Below are 18,178 nucleotides of genomic sequence, written 5' to 3'. Positions count from 1 at the left end.
TCATTTCCTCGGGTCGAATGCGTCGCGGGCGGATTCGCCGATGAACACCAGCAGGCTCAACATGATCGCCAGCACGGCGAAGGCGCTGATGCCCAGCCACGGCGCCTGCAGGTTGGATTTGCCCTGGGCCACCAGTTCGCCCAGCGAAGGCGAGCCGGCGGGCAGGCCGAAGCCGAGGAAGTCCAGCGCGGTCAGCGTGCCGATCGCGCCGGTGAGAATGAACGGCATGAAGGTCATGGTCGACACCATCGCGTTGGGCAGGATGTGGCGGAACATGATCGCGCCGTTTTCCATGCCCAGCGCCCGAGCGGCGCGCACGTATTCGAGGTTGCGGCCACGCAGGAACTCGGCGCGCACCACGTCCACCAGGCTCATCCACGAGAACAGCAGCATGATACCCAGCAGCCACCAGAAGTTGGGCTGCACGAAGCTGGCGAGGATGATCAACAGGTACAGCACCGGCAGCCCGGACCAGATTTCCAGAAAGCGCTGGCCGATCAGGTCCACCCAGCCGCCGTAGAAACCCTGTAGGGCCCCGGCGATGACGCCGATGATCGAGCTGAGGATCGTCAGCGTCAGGGCGAACAGCACCGACACGCGGAAGCCGTAGATCACCCGCGCCAGCACGTCACGGCCCTGATCGTCAGTGCCCAGCAGGTTCTCCCGCGAAGGCGGGGCAGGGGCCGGGACTTTCAGGTCGTAGTTGATGCTCTGGTAGCTGAACGGAATCGGCGCCCACAGCGTCCAGCCGTCTTTGGCCGCCAGCAGCTCCTTGATGTACGGGCTCTTGTAGTTGGCTTCCAGCGGGAATTCGCCGCCGAAGGTAGTTTCCGGGTAGCGCTTGAACACCGGGAAGTACCACTCGCCGTCGTAGCGCACCGCCAGCGGTTTGTCATTGGCGATGAGTTCGGCACCCAGGCTGGCGCCGAACAGGATCAGAAACAGCCACAGCGACCACCAGCCACGCTTGTTGGCTTTGAAGCGTTCGAAACGGCGTCGATTGAGAGGGGACAACGTCATATCAATGATCCCTGCGGTCGAAGTCGATGCGTGGGTCAACCAGCGTGTAGGTCAGGTCGCCGATCAGTTTCACCACCAGCCCCAGCAGGGTGAAGATGAACAGCGTGCCGAACACCACCGGGTAATCACGGTTGATCGCGGCTTCGAAGCTCATCAGGCCAAGGCCGTCGAGGGAAAAGATCACTTCCACCAGCAGGGAGCCGGTGAAGAAGATGCCAATGAACGCCGATGGGAAACCCGCGATCACCAGCAGCATGGCGTTACGGAACACATGGCCGTAAAGGACTCGACGCTGGGTCAGACCTTTGGCTTTGGCCGTAATCACGTACTGCTTGCCGATCTCGTCGAGAAAGCTGTTTTTCGTCAGCAGGGTCATGGTGGCGAAGTTGCCGATGACCAGCGCGGTAATCGGCAATACCAGGTGCCAGAAGTAGTCCCCCACTTTGCCCAGCCAGCTCATTTCGTCGAAGTTGCTTGATGTCAGCCCGCGCAACGGGAACCAGTCGAAATAACTGCCGCCGGCGAACACCACGATCAGCAGGATGGCGAACAGGAACGCCGGAATGGCGTAGCCGACGATGATCGCCGAGCTGGTCCACACGTCGAAATGGCTGCCGTGGCGCGTGGCTTTGGCGATCCCCAGGGGGATCGACACCAGGTACATGATCAGCGTGCTCCACAGCCCGAGGGAGATCGACACCGGCATCTTCTCGACGATCAGGTCGATGACCTTGGCGTCGCGAAAGAAGCTGTCGCCGAAATCCAGATGGGCGTAGTTCTTGACCATGATCCACAAACGTTCCGGCGCCGATTTGTCGAACCCGTACATGTGCTCGATTTCTTTGATCAGACCGGGGTCCAGGCCCTGTGCGCCGCGATAGGTCGAGCCGGCCACCGAGACCTCGGCACCACCGCCGGCGATGCGGCTGGTGGCGCCTTCGAAGCCTTCGAGCTTGGCGATCATCTGCTCCACCGGACCGCCCGGCGCGGCCTGGATGATGACGAAGTTGATCAGCAGAATGCCGAACAGGGTCGGGATGATCAGCAGCAAGCGCCGCAGAATGTAGGCCAGCATGTTATTGCTCCGTGCCTTTGGCTGACTCGGCGTCGGCCGGCATCTGATCTGGCGCGACCTGCACGGGAATGGCCGGCGTCGCGTCGGGTTTGACCCACCAGGTCACGGTGCCGATGTCATAGAGCGGGGTTTTGCCCGGGTGGCCCAAGTGATCCCAGTACGCCACGCGCCAGGTCTTGATGTGCCAGTTCGGGATCACGTAGTAGCCCCACAGCAGCGCGCGGTCGAGGGCGCGGGTGTGGTCGATCAGGCTCTGGCGCGAGTCGGCGTTGATCAAGCCGTTGACCAGTGTGTCGACGGCCGGGTCCTTGAGGCCGATGACGTTGTAGCTGCCCGGCTTGTCGGCGGCCGAGGAATCCCAGTATTCGCGCTGCTCGTTACCCGGCGAGCTCGATTGCGGGAAACTGCCGACGATCATGTCGTAGTCCCGTGAGCGTCGGCGGGTGATGTACTGGGAGACGTCGACCCGGCGGATTTCCAGATCGATGCCGATGTCGGCCAGGTTGCGCTTGTACGGCAGGAGCACGCGCTCGAATTCGGTCTGGGCGAGCAGAAACTCGATGGTGACGGGCTTGCCGTCGGTGTCGACCATCTTGTCGCCGACGATTTTCCAGCCGGCCTCCTTGATCAATTGAAACGCCTTGCGCTGTTGCTCGCGGATGATGCCGCTGCCATCGGTGACTGGCAGCTTGAACTCTTCTGAGAACACCGATTCCGGCAGCTTGCCGCGCAGGGGTTCGAGAATCTTCAGTTCGGCAGGCGTCGGCAGGCCTTTGGCGCCCATGTCGGAATTGTCGAAGTAGCTTTTGGTGCGGGTGTAGGTGCCGAAGAACAGCTGCTTGTTGGTCCACTCGAAATCGAGCAACAGGCTGAGGGCCTGGCGCACACGCACGTCCTGGAACATTGGCTTGCGCAGGTTGAAGATAAAGCCCTGCATGCCCTGGGGATTGCCGTTGGGGATTTCTTCCTTGATCAGGCGGCCTTCTCTGACCGCCGGAACGTCATAGGCCGTCGCCCAGTTCTTCGCCGCCATTTCCTGCCAGAAGTCGAAAGCACCCGCTTTCAATGCTTCGAGGGCGACCGTGTTATCGCGGTAGTAGTCGGTGGACAGCCGGTCGAAGTTGTAGAAGCCCTTGTTGATCGGCAGGTCCTTGCCCCAGTAGTCCTTGACCCGCTCGTAGCGCACCGAGCGCCCGGCCTTGACCTCGACCACCTTGTACGGCCCGCTGCCCAGGGGAATTTCCAGGTTGCCCTTGCTGAAGTCGCGGCTGGCCCACCAGTGCTTGGGCAGCACTGGCAACTGGCCGAGGATCAGCGGCAGTTCGCGGTTGTTGTTGTGCTTGAACTTGAACAGCACCGTGGTCGGGTTTTCGGCGACGGCCTGATCCACGTCGGCGTAGTAACTGCGGTACAGCGGCGAGCCGTCCTTGATCAGCGTTTCGAAGCTGAACACAACGTCTTCGGCGCGGACCGGATGACCGTCGTTGAATTTCGCTTCGGGGCGCAGATAAAAACGCACCCAGCTGTTATCCGGCGCTTTTTCGATCTTGCCGGCGATCAGCCCGTATTCGGTGAACGGCTCGTCCAGGCCCTGGCGGGCGAGGGTGTCGTAGATCAGTCCGATGTCGTCGGCAGGCACGCCTTTGCTGATGAATGGATTGAGGCTGTCGAAGCCACCAAAACCGGCACTGCGCAGAATTCCGCCTTTTGGGGCGTCAGGGTTCACGTAATCGAAATGCTTGAAGTCGGCGGGGTATTTCGGCGCTTCGTTGTACAGGGTGATGGCGTGTTGCGGAGCCGCCTGGGCTGCGCAAGTCACGCCGAGCAGCAGCGGGGCCAGCACGAACGGACTCAGAAACAGGCCGCCGGCGCGGGTCAGGGAGCGCAGGGCAGTCATTGGGTTTTCTCCGAAGGCTTGAGCCACCACGCACGCAGGCCCAGGGTGTAGGGCGGGGTGGTGACCATGGCGAACCGGTTGCGGTACGCCAGACGATGATTATTGAGGTACCAGTTGGGGATCATGTAGTGCTGCCACAGCAACACCCGATCCAGAGCGCGGGTCGCTGCCACCTGGTCGTCCCGGGTTTTGGCCGCCAGCAACTGGTTGAGCAGGTTGTCGACCACCGGGTTGGCAACGCCGGCGTAGTTTTTGCTGCCTTTGATGCTGGCCTGGCTGGAATGGAAATACTGCCATTGCTCCAGCCCCGGACTGAGGGTCTGGTTGAGGGTCATCAGAATCATGTCGAAATCGAACTGGTCCAGCCGCTGTTTGTACTGGGCGCGGTCAACGGTGCGCAGGTGCGCGTCGATGCCGATCCGCGTGAGGTCTTCGATGTAGGGCTGCAGGATTCGCTCCAGGTTGGGATTGACCAGAAGTATTTCGAAACGCAACGGCTGCCCTGCGCTGTTGGTCAAGCCGCGCTCGGTGAATGTCCAGCCCGCGTCGGCCAGCAGTTTCAGCGCTTTGCGGATGGAGTCGCGGGGCACGCCACCGCCGTCGGTTTTTGACACGGCGAAGGGCTGGGTGAACAGCTTGGCCGGCAATTGCTCGCGGTATGGCGCGAGCATCAGGAATTCGCGGCCGGCGGGCAGGCCGCTGGAGGTGAATTCGCTGTTCGGGTAGTAGCTGGTCGAGCGCATATAGGCGTCGTTGAACAGCGTGCGGTTGGTCCACTCGAAGTTGAACATCAGCCCCAGTGCCTCGCGCACGCGGATATCGGCGAACGTGCCGCGACGGGTGTTCATGAACAGCCCTTGGGTCTGCGTGGGGATCTGGTGCGGGATCTGCGCCTTGATCACCTTGCCCTCGGTCACCGCCGGAAAGTCATAACCGGTGAGCCAGTTCTTCGCCTGATGCTCGATGTAGATGTCGAACTCGCCCGCCTTGAACGCTTCGAACGCCACGTCGGCGTCGCGGTAGAACTCCACCTCGACGCGGTTGAAGTTGTACTTGCCGCGGTTGACCGGCAGGTCCTTGCCCCAATAGTCCTTCACCCGCTCGAATACCAGACTGCGGCCCGGCCGCACCTGGGTGATGCGGTAGGGGCCGCTGCCCAACGGGGCCTCGAAGGACGTGGCCTTGAAGTCGCGGTTCTTCCAGTAATGCTGCGGCAGGACCGGCAGCTCGCCGAGCCGCAGAATCAATAATGGGTTGCCGGATCGCTTGAACACGAAACGAATGCGGTGGCGGTTGAGGATGTCCACGCGCTGCACTTCCTGCAACGCGGTGCGGTACTGCGGGTGACCGTCCTTCAGCAACGTTCTGTAGGAAAACGCCACGTCGTACGCCGTAATCGGCTTGCCATCGTGAAAGCGCGCTTCGGGGCGCAGGTTGAACACCACCCAGCTGCGGTCTTCGCTGTACTCGACGGTTTTGGCGATCAGGCCATAACTGGAGGTGGGTTCATCGCCAGAGGGATCGTACTGGCCGGTGCCGACCATCAGCGGTTCGTTCAGCTCGCTGACGCCGTACTGGCCGAAGTTGGGGGTCGAAATCGGGCTGCTGCCCTTGAAGGTGTAGGGGTTGAGGGTGTCGAACGTGCCGTTGGCCATGATTCGCAGGGTGCCAGCCTTCGGCGCCTCAGGATTGACCCAGTCGAAATGCGTAAAGCTGGCAGGGTACTTGAGGACGCCGAATTGTGCGTAACCATGGCTTTCGCTGATGGTCGCGGCGGCTGTCGTGCTCAAGACCAGGCTGAAAGTCAGCAGCAGGTGACGTATCAAGTCGGCGGTCGATCCAGGCAGCGGTCGGTCACAGTAACAGCTTGTATCGGCTGGAAAAAGGCGGGGCGGGGGGGCATCTTGAACGTTGCACGACCTGTAGGAGCGCGCTTGCCCGCGATAAAAGTGTGTCAGCCAGCACAGCAGTGTCTGAAACACCGCGTTCGCGGGCAAGCGCGCTCCTACAAAGAGCATCGGCGTTGCCTGCGACTCATCAGTGCGGCAGGTACACCGTCAATGTCTGCCCTGGCTTGAGTGCCTGGCCGCTGCGTGGGTTCCAGCGCTTGAGGTGCTGCATTTCGACGTTGAAGCGCTTGGCGACCAGGTACATCGAATCGCCTTTCTGGATCTTGTACTGCATCGACTTCTTGCCGGCGTTCTCGCCCCTGGCGCTGTTGTCGGCCTTGGCCACTGCACGTGAACTGGCTCTCGCCGGTTTGCTGGTGTCCTGCATGACCAGCGTCTGGCCGACCTTGAGGTTCTGGCCGGACAGTTTGTTCCAGTGCTGCAAATCCTTGACGTCGACCTTGTTGATGCGCGCGATCTGCACCAGGTTGTCGCCCTTCTTCACCCTGTAGCTGCGGGTGCGCGCCGGCTTGTCGTCCACCTCGGCGACTTCTTCGAACACCGGCGTCGCAAACTGCATGCCCGGCTGCACCGGAATCGTCAGCGCCTGGCCGCGTTTCACCTGATTGCCAGACAGCTTGTTGATGTCCTTGAGCGTGCTGGTCGACACCTTGTAGCGGCTGGCGATGCTGGCCAGGCTGTCGCCCGGACGCACGCGGTATTGCTGCCAGTCGACCAGCTCTTCAGGCTTCATGTTGGACAGGTTGGTGGTCAGCAACTGGGATTTCGACGTCGGCACCAGCAGGTGTTGGGGGCCGTCGATGGTCAGACGCTTCTTGAAGGCGGGGTTGAGCTGCACCAGCTCGTCTTCGTCGATGTTCGCCATGGCGGCGACTTTCGACAGGTCCATGCGCTGATTCAGTTCGACGACCTGGAAGTACGGCTTGTTGTCGATCGGGCTGAGGTTGACGCCGTAGGCATCTGGCGACATGACCACCTGGGACAGTGCCAGCAGCTTCGGCACGTAGTCGCGGGTTTCCTGCGGCAGCGGCAGGTTCCAGTAGTCGGTGGGCAGGTTGAGCTTGTCGTTGCGTTCGATGGCGCGGCTGACCGTGCCTTCGCCAGCGTTGTAAGCCGCCAGTGCCAGCAGCCAGTCGCCGTTGAACATGTCGTGCAGCTTGGTCAGATAGTCCAGCGCTGCCGTGGTGGACGCAGTGATGTCGCGGCGGCCGTCGTAGAAATTGGTCTGACGCAAGTTGAAGTAGCGACCGGTGGACGGAATGAACTGCCAGATCCCCGCCGCATCGCTGCGCGACAAGGCCATCGGGTTGTACGCGCTCTCGATCACCGGCAGCAACGCCAGCTCAAGGGGCATGTTGCGTTCTTCCAGACGCTCGACGATGTAGTGCATGTAAAGACTGCCGCGGTTACCGGCGGTTTCGAGGAACGAAGGGTTGTTCGCGTACCAGAGACGCTGCTGATCAATGCGCGGGTTCTGGTCGTTGCCGTCTTGCAACTGGAAACCTTGACGCATGCGCTCCCACACATCATGGGGCGGTGCGAGCGGCACAGGTTTGCGCGCGATATAAACAGGTTTTGGTTTAGTGCTGGCGACGGGATGGGCGGCACTGGAACCGTTCCCGGATTCGAGGCTGCCGGTGCTCTGGCAGCCTGCCAGTGTCGCGCTCGCGACCACTGCGATTGCCTGGGCCAACCGAGTCAATGTGTCGGAATTGAAGGTTTTGCGTATAGATGACGACATTGGCTGGGGGATAGTTCCAGGCGAAAATGTCGGGCGATTCTAGAAAGTGGCTGGTGAACGGTCAACCTTTCAGAATTTCCGTGCCGATTCGCAGCCTGTTTAGAACTTATCTTTCCATGCCCGCAGCACGGCAAAGACCTCTGTGGGCGATGCGTTGTGGGTTCCGCTCCGTTCGTCTGCTTTTTGTTTCACGGAGATGACAGCGGCTCGCAGAAACGGATTCGTCTTGCGCTCCAGTGCCAGCGTCGACGGCACGCTGATGCGGTTTTGCGCGCGCCATTGCGTCACTTGCTCGAAGCGCTGCAGCACGTCGGCATTCTCCGGCTCGACCGCCACGGCAAAGCGCAGATTGCTCAGTGTGTATTCGTGGGCGCAGTAGACGAGGGTGCTGTCCGGCAGATCGGCGAGCCGGCTCAGGGAGTGATGCATCTGCTGCGGCGTGCCTTCGAACAACCGCCCGCAACCGGCGGCGAACAGCGTGTCGCCGCAGAACAGCAGTGGCTGTTGCGCATCGGCATGGTAAAAGGCGATGTGGCCCAGGGTGTGGCCGGGGACTGCATGGACGGCAAATGTCAGGCCGAGTACGGTGAGTTCATCGTTATCGGACAGGGCCACGTCCCGCGCCGGAATGTTCTCGCTGGCCGGGCCGTAGACCTTGGCACCTGTCAGCGTTTTCAGTTGCGCGACGCCGCCGGTGTGGTCGGCGTGGTGATGGGTGATGAGAATGTCGGTCAGGCGCCAGTCAGGGTTGCGCTCAAGCCAGGCAATGACCGGAGCGGCATCACCCGGGTCAACCACGGCGCAGCGTTTGACGGCATTGTCTTGTAACAACCAGATGTAGTTATCGCTGAAAGCGGGCAGGGCATCGACCTGTATCATGGCTCGGTTCGCTTGGCTGGAAACATAGAGAAGCATCTTAGGGTCTGAACAGACTCGAGGCGAGTCTCTATCGCAATGACCCTCTCATGGAGACCGGAAATGACCGATGAAGCGTTCGCCCAGGCCGATCCCGAATGGCTTGAGCTGATCAGCGCCGCCCGCGACTGGCTGTCCGGGCCCCTGGGGCAGTTGTTGCTGGAAGAAGAAAGCCGCGTGCTGGAGCAGGAGCTCGAGCGTTTTTTCGGCGGGTATCTGGTGCATTACGGCCCGTCGGCACAAACGCCGCCGGCGGCAAAGCAAGTGCAGCGCAACGTGCGACTGGGCGCGCCGTTGCCGGGTGTCGAGATCGTCTGCGAAGAGCAGGCCTGGCCCCTGAGCGAGCACGCCGCCGACGTGGTGGTCATGCAGCACGGCCTGGATTTCTGTCTGTCCCCACACGGCCTGTTGCGCGAAGCCGCCAGCAGCGTGCGTCCCGGCGGGCATCTGGTGATCGTCGGGATCAATCCCTGGAGCACCTGGGGCATTCGGCATTTTTTCGCCAACGACGCCCTGCGCAAAGCCCGCTGCATCTCGCCTTCACGGGTCGGCGACTGGCTCAACCTGCTGGGCTTCGCGCTGGAGAAACGCCGCTTCGGGTGCTATCGTCCGCCGCTCGCTTCGCCCAAGTGGCAGGCTCGTCTGGCCGGAATGGAACGTCTCGGCGATGGCTGGCAAAGTCCCGGCGGCGGCTTCTATCTATTGATTGCGCGCAAGATGAGTGTGGGGCTGCGGCCCGTGCGCATGCCGCGCCGCGAGCCGATGGGCAAACTGCTGCCGCTGCCGATGGCCAAGGTCAATCGGCGCACGCCCGAGCCTTGATTCACCGGCTGACGCCACGCTTTCTCAATTTCTGGAAACATCGTAATGAGCGATACCGTAGAACTCTTCACCGATGGCGCCTGCAAGGGCAACCCGGGTCCCGGCGGCTGGGGTGCATTGCTGGTGTGCAAAGGCGTCGAAAAAGAACTCTGGGGCGGTGAAGCCAACACCACCAACAACCGCATGGAACTGCTCGGCGCCATTCGCGGGCTGGAAGAACTGAAGCGGCCGTGTGAAGTGGTTCTGGTGACCGACTCACAGTACGTGATGAAAGGCATCACCGAGTGGATGGTCAACTGGAAGAAGCGCGGCTGGAAGACAGCGGCCAAGGAACCGGTCAAAAACGCCGACCTCTGGCGGCAGCTGGACGAGCAGGTCAGCCGGCACAACGTGAGCTGGAAGTGGGTGCGCGGGCACATCGGCCATCCTGGCAACGAACGCGCCGATCAGTTGGCCAACCGCGGCGTGGATGAAGTGCGCGGCATCAAGCACGCTTGATCAAGGCACTGTCGCGGTGACGCTGATGATGAGCACTGCAGGAGCCGGCTTGCTGGCGAATGCATGCGTTCAGCCGACATCCTCATCCCTGACACAACGCGTTCGCCAGCAAGCCGGCTCCTGCAGCACCAGCGTGCGCGGGTCGCCATAAGGCGATAGCCGCGCGCGCACATCCCAAAATCCCCATGCTAATATCCGCGCCTGAAGCTGAGGCGGTAGGCAATGACTGTACAAAACATCATCACTGAACGAAGGGTTGTCCTCGATACCGAGACCACCGGTATGCCCGTCACCGACGGCCATCGGGTTATCGAAATCGGCTGCGTCGAGCTGATCGGCCGGCGTCTGACCGGGCGGCATTTCCACGTTTACCTGCAACCGGACCGGGAGAGTGACGAGGGCGCCATCGGCGTTCACGGCATCACCGACCAGTTCCTGATCGGCAAACCGCGTTTCGCTGAAGTCGCCGACGAATTCTTCGAGTTCGTCAAAGGTGCTCAACTGATCATCCACAACGCCGCGTTCGACGTGGGCTTCCTGAACAACGAATTCGCTTTGATCGGCCAGAACGATCGCGCCAACATCAGCGATCACTGCACGATCCTCGACACCCTGGCCATGGCCCGGGAACGTCATCCGGGCCAGCGCAACAGCCTCGACGCGCTGTGCAAACGCTACGACGTCGACAACTCCGGCCGCGAATTGCACGGCGCCTTGCTCGACTCCGAGATTCTCGCCGAAGTCTATCTGGCGATGACCGGTGGCCAGACGACTCTGTCGCTGGCGGGCAACAACGATGGCGAGGGCGGTGCCGACCGTCCTTCCGAGATCCGCCGGATCGCCAACCGAACACTAGGCCGCATCATCGTCGCCAGCGAGTCCGAGCTGGCGGAGCACGAAGCGCGCCTGGCCGTGATCGCCAAATCCGCCGGTGCCCCGGCCCTGTGGACCCAGTTGCTTGAAGCGCAGGCCCAGGCGGAAGCCTGAAGGCGGCAGCGGCCTTCATAGAAGGTGATGTCGATCCCGGTAATCGTGCAGGAGACCCATGGTGAACACGTCCAGCCCGACTTTCAGCATTCGTGTCGCTGACGAGTGCTTCGAAGATTACATCCTCAATAGCGAATTCACGTTCATGGTCACCGGCTATGCCCGGGTGCAGATCGGCGAGCCCGTGTCGCACTGGCATGTCGATGCGGTCGAGCCTTACCTGAAAAACTACGGCATCGATTCCGAAGAGTTCTGCAATTATCGGGACGCCGCCGACAGCACCGTGCTGGTGGCCTGGCTCGATGAGCAGCCGGTCGGGCACGTGGTGGTCAGTCACCACTGGAACGGATTCGCTCACATCGATGAACTGGCGGTCGACGCCGGGGCGCGGCGCAATGGCGTGGCGCAAAAGCTGCTGGACGTGGCGCAGTTCTGGAGCCGCAAGCGTGGTCTGCCGGGCATCACCCTGGAGACCCAGAACAATAATCTGGAGGCGTGCCGGTTATATGAGCGCTACGGGTTTGTGGTCGGAGGGGTGGATCATCTGCGTTATCGCGCGATAGATCCGTTGACGCAAGAGGCGGCGATTTTCTGGTATCTGCTGTTCGACGCGCCGGGCATCGAGTGAAGCTGCAAGCCCGTCTGACCTGAGCCGTGGCCGCGCGAAGTGAGCGGCCTGCGTAGAAAGAGGTGGGCTTGCAGTGGTGTTTCAGTGCTCTCGCAGGAGCTTGACCTTGCCCTGAATCAACTCGAATTCCTCTCCGCCCAAATGCTTGACGCGGTCGCCAATGGCCAGGCGATAAGTGGAAACGGGCTCCTTGCCATCAGCCTCGTCAGGCTGTGATTCACGGAATTCATGCACCGAGTAAACGCGTCCCTCCGCATCCCTCGCATGAAATTGCCCAACTAGAACTGAAGCCATTTGCTTTGTAACCTCTGGAAATAACTGCTCGTTTTCGCTCGCATCCTAACACCGCGAGTGAATAAACCGTGTCCGCTTGTAAGGTAATTCCCAAATATCTATGAGGACCTTATCCGCCTAAGGCAGTCAGACCGCCGTTTTAAGGGGGAGTTTTCGGCCCTCGGAAAAATAGTCACGACCGACGGTAGCGTGGCCCGCGCCACGCATGAGCCGATGACCCACGCAACAGCATCGAACCTTTCGATGATTAGCAACGGAAAAACAACACAGAATGTCGCACATGTTTCATCTATAACTGTTGTCTCCTCCCATAGCAGAAGGTCCGTTTCATGAGCCAGGTTCATTCGATTGCAGTCATCGTCGGCAGCTTGAGGAAAGACTCCATCAACCGCAAAGTGGCCCACGCACTGGCTGAGCTGGCGCCGTCCAGCCTGAAGCTGAGCATCGTCGAAATTGGCGACCTGCCGTTGTATAACGAAGACATCGACGCAGATTCGCCGCCTGCCGCCTACACGGCCTTCCGTGAGGCCCTGCAGGGTGCCGACGGCTTTCTGTTTGTCACCCCTGAATACAACCGCTCAGTGCCGGGCGCACTGAAAAACGCCATCGACGTTGGCTCGCGCCCCTACGGCAAAAGCGCGTGGGGCAGTGCAAAACCTGCGGCGGTGGTCAGTGCGTCGCCGGGGGCGATCGGTGGTTTTGGCGCCAACCAGCATTTGCGCCAGTGCTTCGTGTTCCTCGACGTGCTGTGCATGCAGCAACCGGAAGCGTACCTGGGCAACGCGGGCACCTTCTTTGACGAACACGGCAAGCTGAACGAGAAGACGCGCCCATTCCTGCAGAACATCATTGATGCCTTTGCCGGACATGTGGCGCGCACGCTGAAGGTTTAAGGGGGAGGGCGGGAGACGCCGATGCGCCGCGTCTTCGCCAGTTAAGCCTGAATTTCCGTCGCCGTGTACAGCATTATGTAACGCAGATGCCGCGCGGTTATTCCCTACGCTTCTTGCATTCCTGCCCATGCCCGGCTGACCGCCGGGCATGGGCGTTTTGCTCAAGGAGCGGCAATGTCCACGGTTACTCCCCTTTATTTCCACAGCGCGTCCCTCAGGCAGCGCTTCATTCATGAACTTGATCGGGCGGCCGACGCCGGTCGACTGAGGCCTGAAGAGGTGGCGTGGCTCAGAAAGCTGACGCTCACGCCGCCCGACCATGGTGCAGCGGCCGACCCTGACCCGGTGCGGGTTGATCGTCTGGTGCTCAACGACGCTTTGCCCACCTCCCTTGAGGTGTCGGCGGCATTGTTATTCAGCCATTCCGAGACGGCTGACTCGAGAATGTACCTGCTCACGCTCGCTGACGGTCTCGCCGTGTTCGGTGATCGTCAATCGCTGCTGACGGGACTGTTCGCGCGATTTGCGGGCGGCAATGCAGCGACGGGTTTCGAATACGAAAAGGTCGACGGTGATGCGTTTTCGGCCCAGATGCGGGCTATCGTTGAGTTTCAGGCCGCCTCGACTCGACAGCTCACAGCGCGTTTCAGAATGACGCCGACGCTGTTCGCCGTGTTGTCCGACACGCTGGCGGTCCAGTTGCGCCGCTTGTCGCCGCCGCTCCGCGTGGATCCGGCCACGCACTTGATGCGCATCGTGCAGCCCGCTTCGGGCGCCGACGAGCAACGCGTGCTGGTCACGCAAACCCTTGCGCAGACGGCGTTCGAAGATTTTTGCGACTTCCGCCAATTACCCGGCGTAAGGCGGCAGTTTCTGGATGCGCAGGGCCGGTTGGTCGGCGAGCAGGATGCCGTCCATATGGCGCGGGCTCTAAGCGATGCCGTCACCGAGTTGCCCGCGCACTATTCGCACTCGCTGGAGCGGTTTTGGAAAGACCCGGCGCACGGTCGTCCATTCTGCGAGATCGCCATCGAAAGCTATAGGACCAGCCTGTCACACGAGCTGTACAGCAGGGTCCAGGACGGCACACTTTCAGAGGCGCAGTACCAGGCCATGAGGCCTGTGGATCGGGCGGCAACCAGGGCAATCGATACGGATCTGCCCGGCAAGCGGATCGTCCTGCAGTGGGCGGATGGCACACAAAGAACCCTGGCCGGCACGTTTGTTCTGGACGTGGGGCCGACCGGACAAGGGCCGCTTTTCTGGTTCTCACCGGATCACGAGCTCAAGCAGTTCGAGAGTCTCTCGGCGCTAACTGCCTTCTGCTCAACCCCGGAAGGCGGCGATATCCTGAGCGCCAGCCTGGATCTGGCGGACCAGTCACTTCTTCTGCGGGCTGACGGATTCGAGCTGATACTTGAGGACATCGCCGAGCCGTTGGTGGTCGAGCGGGTGGAATCAATCTTCACGATGCAGCTGCGTAATCTGCAGCACGTCTGCCGCTTGCGCACACAGGCCGAGAAAATGTCGGCGATGTTCGACGATGCGCTGGACGTGCGTCAGTTGATCGACCCGCGGCAGCAGCATTTCAGCGTAGGGCGATGGACGTCGAACGTGCCGCTGAATTTCGGCCGGACGTGGGAGCAGAGTGGAACTGATGATCTGGTTCTGGTCGACTCGGTCAGCGGCCCCGACGAGATCGTAACCTTCCCTTACGACAGGGCTCGTACCAGTGCGCCCCTTGCCAGTCAGCTCGCGCCGTCATGGCTGGAGCAATCCCAGGTCTCCGACGCGGGCGCCGAGCACTTGCGCGAATTGGACAACGCACTGGTGAGCTATGCCGAAACGGCTCTTCAGACTTACATCTGCGTCGCTTCACCCACGCAGCTGCTGGCGCGAGAGGTGCGGCTGCGTTGGTTGCAGCCATCGGTGCCCGATGGGTCAGATGTGGCATTGAACTCGGTAGCGGTGAGTGAAACCCTGCGTGTCTTCTCCAGCGACCTGGTGTCGTTGCTGCTGGAACGCGTGAGCGGTCACCGCAGTCACCCCCTTCCTGACACGGCCCAGATCATAGTGCCACCCGAGAGTCCTGCGGCGAACTTTGACATGGAGCTGGTGAATTTGCTGATTGAGCGGGCGGCCACGGATTTTGCCGCGCGTTACGTCGAGCATTACGAACAATCGCAGATCGGCAAAGCGCGCCTCGGAAACCGCCAGCTTCAGCCGGTCGCGACAGCCTTTACCCTGCGCGAGGATGCCTTGCGCCTGGACTTGGCATTGAGGCAACGAAAGGCGGAGCTTAGCGCGGCGGCCGTAGCCGTGGTCAGTCAGGTGCTCGACTCGCCCGTCCGCTCCCTGAGGTCAGGTAGCAGCGCCACTTTCACCGAAGTGTTTACCCTGGCGATCGAGTGCGAGAACGCGCCCGGCGCAGCGATCAGCGACGCGCTCGTGCTCTGGCAACCGGCGAACGCGGCGGCGGGAGCGATGCTGTGGACCGGGCCGCGAGGCTGGCGGCAGTTCGCGTCGGTCGAGGTGCTGAATGAGCACGTCCTCGGCGCGCTCCGGGGACCGCACGCTGAACGCTGGCTCAGTCTGCTCGGCGAGCGCGATCAGTTGCTGCTGCGCAATCACCTGGCGCGCAGGCCCGCCCAAGCGATGCGCGTGCACCTGCATCGAGTGGACGGGCACGCGGTCAGAGCCCTGCAGCAATCGGTCCTGGATCGACAACTGCAGAACCTTCAGCAGCTGTGTGCACGCGCCACGCGCTGTCGCTTCGAAGCACAGCTGTTTATCGAGCTGGCCAGATCGACCGAAGTCGACGAGCCATTGATCCGCATGCTCGACAACCTGGCCATGCGCATCGATATCACGCTGTTCGAGGAGTTGTTGCCGCAATGGCTGAAATCGGCGTCAGTCGCCGATATGAAAACCTACAACGAGATCTGGCGTCGTTATTACGTGGTCAGCAGTGGCAATGAGAGCTTCCTGTTCGACATTCCCAGCCTCAAGGATTACTCGCGGGATCGGCTGATCGAGCAATTAGCCAAGGACTTCCCCGACCGCCAGTGGGACCCGGATCACATCACGGTGACCCTGCGTCGCTACGTCCCGGCGCTTACCGGGGTGGGCCAGATACCGTCGGGCATCCCCGCTGCGACCCTGGTAAACAGCGAATCGCTGACTGATTACGCGGTCAATCGCTTTGTCGACATTCAGGACGGCATCCTGACGGTGACCTCCGACGAGCACCCGGACGCGGTCGGTCTGCTGACCGCCAATTACCTGCGCACCATGACCCGGCACCTGGACGTCGGCGCCGGCTTCATGGTGTTACTGCGTCAGGCGCTCAACCCTGCGAACCCCGACTGGCCAAGGCGTTCGCGTCTCTACGCCGAGCAATTGCCACCGATGATGCAGGCGGTGGCGATGCAGCAGAAACTCGAAGGGGGCCTGAGCGCCGAGGCGTACGCGTATATCTCACGGGTGGTCGAGATGCCGGACGGCATTGCTCGTGAGCCAGTGGGCGAGACCCCTGTGATCATCAGCCCTCTACGATTGATCGCTGACGAAGGCATGACTCCCGATACCGTCAAAGGCGCGTATCTGATCTGCCCACGCGGGGCCGGCCGAGGGCCGGTGATCCTGCACGCGATCATTCATCCGGCATTCGTTTTCCGTGAATACCCCGACATGGCAGCACTCCTGGCCGATATCCGCAGCGACGAGGCCTTGCAGCGGATGCTGCTGGAGCGGCTGGACCCAGAGGTCCGAAAACGCTATGAACACGGTGGTTTCATTGAGCCTCACCTGCCGTTCGCTGCCGAGAGTTTCGGTGACGTGCCCACTCACACGCCGGGGCCGGTGACCGTGTCGCTGGCGGAAGTGAAGGGCAACGCCCTGCAGTTGCTGCTGACCCACACCGTCAATCTGCTGGTCGACCTTGGAGTCGCGAACACGGTAAGCAGCGCCCAGGCCGATCAGGCATCGCTGAAGTTTCTCGGCATGCTGGGCCTCGAACAGGTGTTGAGCATAATGCCTGGCAAGTTGGCCACGATGGTGGCGCTTTGGCAGAGTCATAGCCTGTTGCAAGCGTCGGCAGCGTCAGCCTCGGGCCGCCGCTGGGGCGAGGCGATTTCCGAATTTTCCGCCGCGCTGGGTGTGATGGTCACGGCGAGGGAACAGGCCGACAAGGATGACCTGGTAGAAGGCGAGCCGGCGACGGGCGAAGAGTCGTCGGCCACAACGTTCGAGTGGGCAGGCGTGACACTGACCGCCGACCAGTTGAAGCGGCTGCGTGCCCTGGAAGCCCGCAATGTTTCGTTGAATGACCTCAAGCGAGATGACTTGCTGAGCCTTTACCGCGACAGCAAGACCCAGACGCTTTACGCGGCGGTTGGGGGCACGGTTTACCAGATCCGGCGCCGCAGCGAAGACGCGCAGTGGATGATTGTGGGCGAGGACGGAACGCCCGGCCCGCTCGTGCGGCTTGATGGTCGTCAGCGCTGGCAACTGGATATTGGCCTGAAGGGCGGAGGCGGGCTGGTGACCCGAATGCGCGCGGAGGGTGCGCAGCGAAGCGCCGAAGATGCCTTGATCATTGAGGCGACGGGGATGCAGGAAATCCGCACGTTGTATCGGGACAGAGCGCTGGCCATTGGTCAGGCGCATCTTCAGGCCAAGCGTTACCTGGAAAATTGCCTGGACAATCTCAACGTACATTCGCCGGGAACGCCGCCCGACCCTCGAGTGCTTGAGATCCTGGGTGACTTTTTCGGTGTGAACCCGCCCGGCCAGGATCTGTTGATCGAGACCGAGCGCGCGGTCAAGGCACTGTTCGATGAAGTGATGGACGCCTCGTTGTCGCCCTACTCATCGCCGCGGTTTGTCGTCGGATCCACTCGTCCCGGTCATGAGAGCACGCTGGGGTTCATCATCAAGTCGGACCCCAAGAAGCGCCTGTTTCTGACCGAGCGGTTTTTTCAAGTGCCGGCGTACAGGGTCTCGAATGCCCCGCAAGGCTTCGACATGCCTGCGCACTACCGTTCGGCAGTGCTCATCCACGAACTGTCCCACCTGGTGCTGCGCACCCACGACATCGCGTACCTGGAAACCAACGCGCCATTTCCGGACCTGCTGCTGGCCAACAGTACCAACACGATCAAGTTCAAGTCCGACCTGGAGCGTTTGCAACGTGAGGGGCTGTCACACTTCAGCGAAAGGGACGACCTGTTTTTGCACATGAAAGATGGTGAGTGGTCGGATCTGGACTCGCAAGACGGTGAGGCGTGCACTGCGGTGCTTGATCTTACTAAATCCATGACGCTGGACGAGGCGCGGGATGAGTTCCTGCACGATGCGACAAAACGAAGTCGGGTGCTGATGAAGAACGCTGACTCGGTGACCTTGCTCATTCTGCGGCTGGGCCGGCACAACTTTGTCGTGCCGGGCCATTAAGTGATGGGCTGACCAGCAGGCGCTGAGCGTTGGCAAGGCTCAGC

13 protein-coding genes and 1 pseudogene are annotated in these 18,178 nt (G+C 61.4%); 6 read left to right on the top strand and 8 right to left on the bottom strand.

Annotation, left to right across the window (positions count from 1 at the left end):
- The 7 genes and pseudogenes from ACYAR8_RS24460 to gloB all read right to left on the bottom strand — a co-directional run bounded on the left by ACYAR8_RS24460 (position 1) and on the right by gloB (position 8,522).
- Entirely contained in the window at positions 1-1,020 is a 1,020-nt protein-coding gene (locus ACYAR8_RS24460; RefSeq protein ID WP_074891214.1) for an ABC transporter permease, read from the bottom strand.
- A 1-nt stretch (position 1,021) separates the two neighbouring features.
- Complete coding sequence (locus tag ACYAR8_RS24455; protein ID WP_074891212.1) at positions 1,022-2,095, bottom strand: microcin C ABC transporter permease YejB; 1,074 nt, start codon at positions 2,093-2,095, stop codon at positions 1,022-1,024.
- Between the two features lies 1 nt (position 2,096).
- A complete protein-coding gene (locus ACYAR8_RS24450; protein WP_463581308.1) occupies positions 2,097-3,992 on the bottom strand; it encodes an extracellular solute-binding protein in 1,896 nt (631 codons plus the stop codon).
- Entirely contained in the window at positions 3,989-5,818 is a 1,830-nt protein-coding gene (locus ACYAR8_RS24445) for an extracellular solute-binding protein (protein ID WP_463581307.1), read from the bottom strand. The genes ACYAR8_RS24450 and ACYAR8_RS24445 overlap by 4 nt, the downstream gene beginning before the upstream one ends.
- A gap of 211 nt (positions 5,819-6,029) precedes the next feature.
- Positions 6,030-7,466 carry a lytic transglycosylase gene (locus ACYAR8_RS24440; RefSeq protein ID WP_463581336.1) on the bottom strand — a complete coding sequence of 479 codons (1,437 nt, stop codon included), beginning with the start codon at positions 7,464-7,466 and terminating at the stop codon, positions 6,030-6,032.
- 123 nt (positions 7,467-7,589) lie between these two features.
- Positions 7,590-7,643, bottom strand: a pseudogene (locus tag ACYAR8_RS24435) (lytic transglycosylase domain-containing protein); the annotation flags it as partial.
- Positions 7,644-7,742: 99 nt separating this feature from the next.
- The gene (gloB, locus tag ACYAR8_RS24430; protein WP_108121385.1) at positions 7,743-8,522 is read right to left on the bottom strand and encodes a hydroxyacylglutathione hydrolase; all 780 of its coding nucleotides are present in this window, start codon (positions 8,520-8,522) and stop codon (positions 7,743-7,745) included.
- A gap of 99 nt (positions 8,523-8,621) precedes the next feature.
- Between gloB and ACYAR8_RS24425 the strand changes: the two genes are divergently transcribed.
- The 4 genes from ACYAR8_RS24425 to ACYAR8_RS24410 all read left to right on the top strand — a co-directional run bounded on the left by ACYAR8_RS24425 (position 8,622) and on the right by ACYAR8_RS24410 (position 11,493).
- Positions 8,622-9,380 (top strand): class I SAM-dependent methyltransferase, encoded by a 759-nt coding sequence (locus tag ACYAR8_RS24425; RefSeq protein ID WP_463581306.1) that lies wholly within the window; start codon positions 8,622-8,624, stop codon positions 9,378-9,380.
- Positions 9,381-9,425: 45 nt separating this feature from the next.
- A complete protein-coding gene (rnhA, locus tag ACYAR8_RS24420; RefSeq protein WP_074891201.1) occupies positions 9,426-9,878 on the top strand; it encodes a ribonuclease HI in 453 nt (150 codons plus the stop codon).
- Between the two features lie 240 nt (positions 9,879-10,118).
- The gene (dnaQ, locus tag ACYAR8_RS24415; RefSeq protein ID WP_463581335.1) at positions 10,119-10,865 is read left to right on the top strand and encodes a DNA polymerase III subunit epsilon; all 747 of its coding nucleotides are present in this window, start codon (positions 10,119-10,121) and stop codon (positions 10,863-10,865) included.
- A gap of 58 nt (positions 10,866-10,923) precedes the next feature.
- Positions 10,924-11,493, top strand: a complete 570-nt coding sequence (locus ACYAR8_RS24410) for a GNAT family N-acetyltransferase (RefSeq protein WP_463581305.1) — start codon at positions 10,924-10,926, stop codon at positions 11,491-11,493.
- A gap of 81 nt (positions 11,494-11,574) precedes the next feature.
- Here ACYAR8_RS24410 and ACYAR8_RS24405 read toward each other — a convergent pair whose 3' ends face one another.
- Positions 11,575-11,787 carry a hypothetical protein gene (locus tag ACYAR8_RS24405; protein ID WP_074891195.1) on the bottom strand — a complete coding sequence of 71 codons (213 nt, stop codon included), beginning with the start codon at positions 11,785-11,787 and terminating at the stop codon, positions 11,575-11,577.
- A 329-nt stretch (positions 11,788-12,116) separates the two neighbouring features.
- Here ACYAR8_RS24405 and ACYAR8_RS24400 point away from each other — a divergent pair, with 329 nt between their 5' ends.
- Positions 12,117-12,680 (top strand): NADPH-dependent FMN reductase, encoded by a 564-nt coding sequence (locus tag ACYAR8_RS24400; RefSeq protein ID WP_108121382.1) that lies wholly within the window; start codon positions 12,117-12,119, stop codon positions 12,678-12,680.
- Positions 12,681-12,854: 174 nt separating this feature from the next.
- Complete coding sequence (locus ACYAR8_RS24395; protein ID WP_463581304.1) at positions 12,855-18,134, top strand: dermonecrotic toxin domain-containing protein; 5,280 nt, start codon at positions 12,855-12,857, stop codon at positions 18,132-18,134.
- The last annotated feature ends 44 nt before the right edge of the window (positions 18,135-18,178 follow it).

This window comes from Pseudomonas sp. HP_01 (assembly GCF_055284355.1).
This window is presented reverse-complemented; position numbering and strand designations above follow the sequence as displayed.

What these genes read in the sequence shown, in the direction of transcription:
- ACYAR8_RS24395 (WP_463581304.1), top strand. Translation starts at nt 12,855, where the DNA reads ATGTCCACGGTTACTCCCCTTTATTTCCACAGCGCGTCCCTCAGGCAG.
- ACYAR8_RS24400 (WP_108121382.1), top strand. Translation starts at nt 12,117, where the DNA reads ATGAGCCAGGTTCATTCGATTGCAGTCATCGTCGGCAGCTTGAGGAAA.
- gloB (WP_108121385.1), bottom strand. Translation starts at nt 8,522, where the DNA reads ATGATACAGGTCGATGCCCTGCCCGCTTTCAGCGATAACTACATCTGG.
- ACYAR8_RS24410 (WP_463581305.1), top strand. Translation starts at nt 10,924, where the DNA reads ATGGTGAACACGTCCAGCCCGACTTTCAGCATTCGTGTCGCTGACGAG.
- ACYAR8_RS24460 (WP_074891214.1), bottom strand. Translation starts at nt 1,020, where the DNA reads ATGACGTTGTCCCCTCTCAATCGACGCCGTTTCGAACGCTTCAAAGCC.
- ACYAR8_RS24425 (WP_463581306.1), top strand. Translation starts at nt 8,622, where the DNA reads ATGACCGATGAAGCGTTCGCCCAGGCCGATCCCGAATGGCTTGAGCTG.
- rnhA (WP_074891201.1), top strand. Translation starts at nt 9,426, where the DNA reads ATGAGCGATACCGTAGAACTCTTCACCGATGGCGCCTGCAAGGGCAAC.
- ACYAR8_RS24455 (WP_074891212.1), bottom strand. Translation starts at nt 2,095, where the DNA reads ATGCTGGCCTACATTCTGCGGCGCTTGCTGCTGATCATCCCGACCCTG.
- ACYAR8_RS24405 (WP_074891195.1), bottom strand. Translation starts at nt 11,787, where the DNA reads ATGGCTTCAGTTCTAGTTGGGCAATTTCATGCGAGGGATGCGGAGGGA.
- ACYAR8_RS24450 (WP_463581308.1), bottom strand. Translation starts at nt 3,992, where the DNA reads ATGACTGCCCTGCGCTCCCTGACCCGCGCCGGCGGCCTGTTTCTGAGT.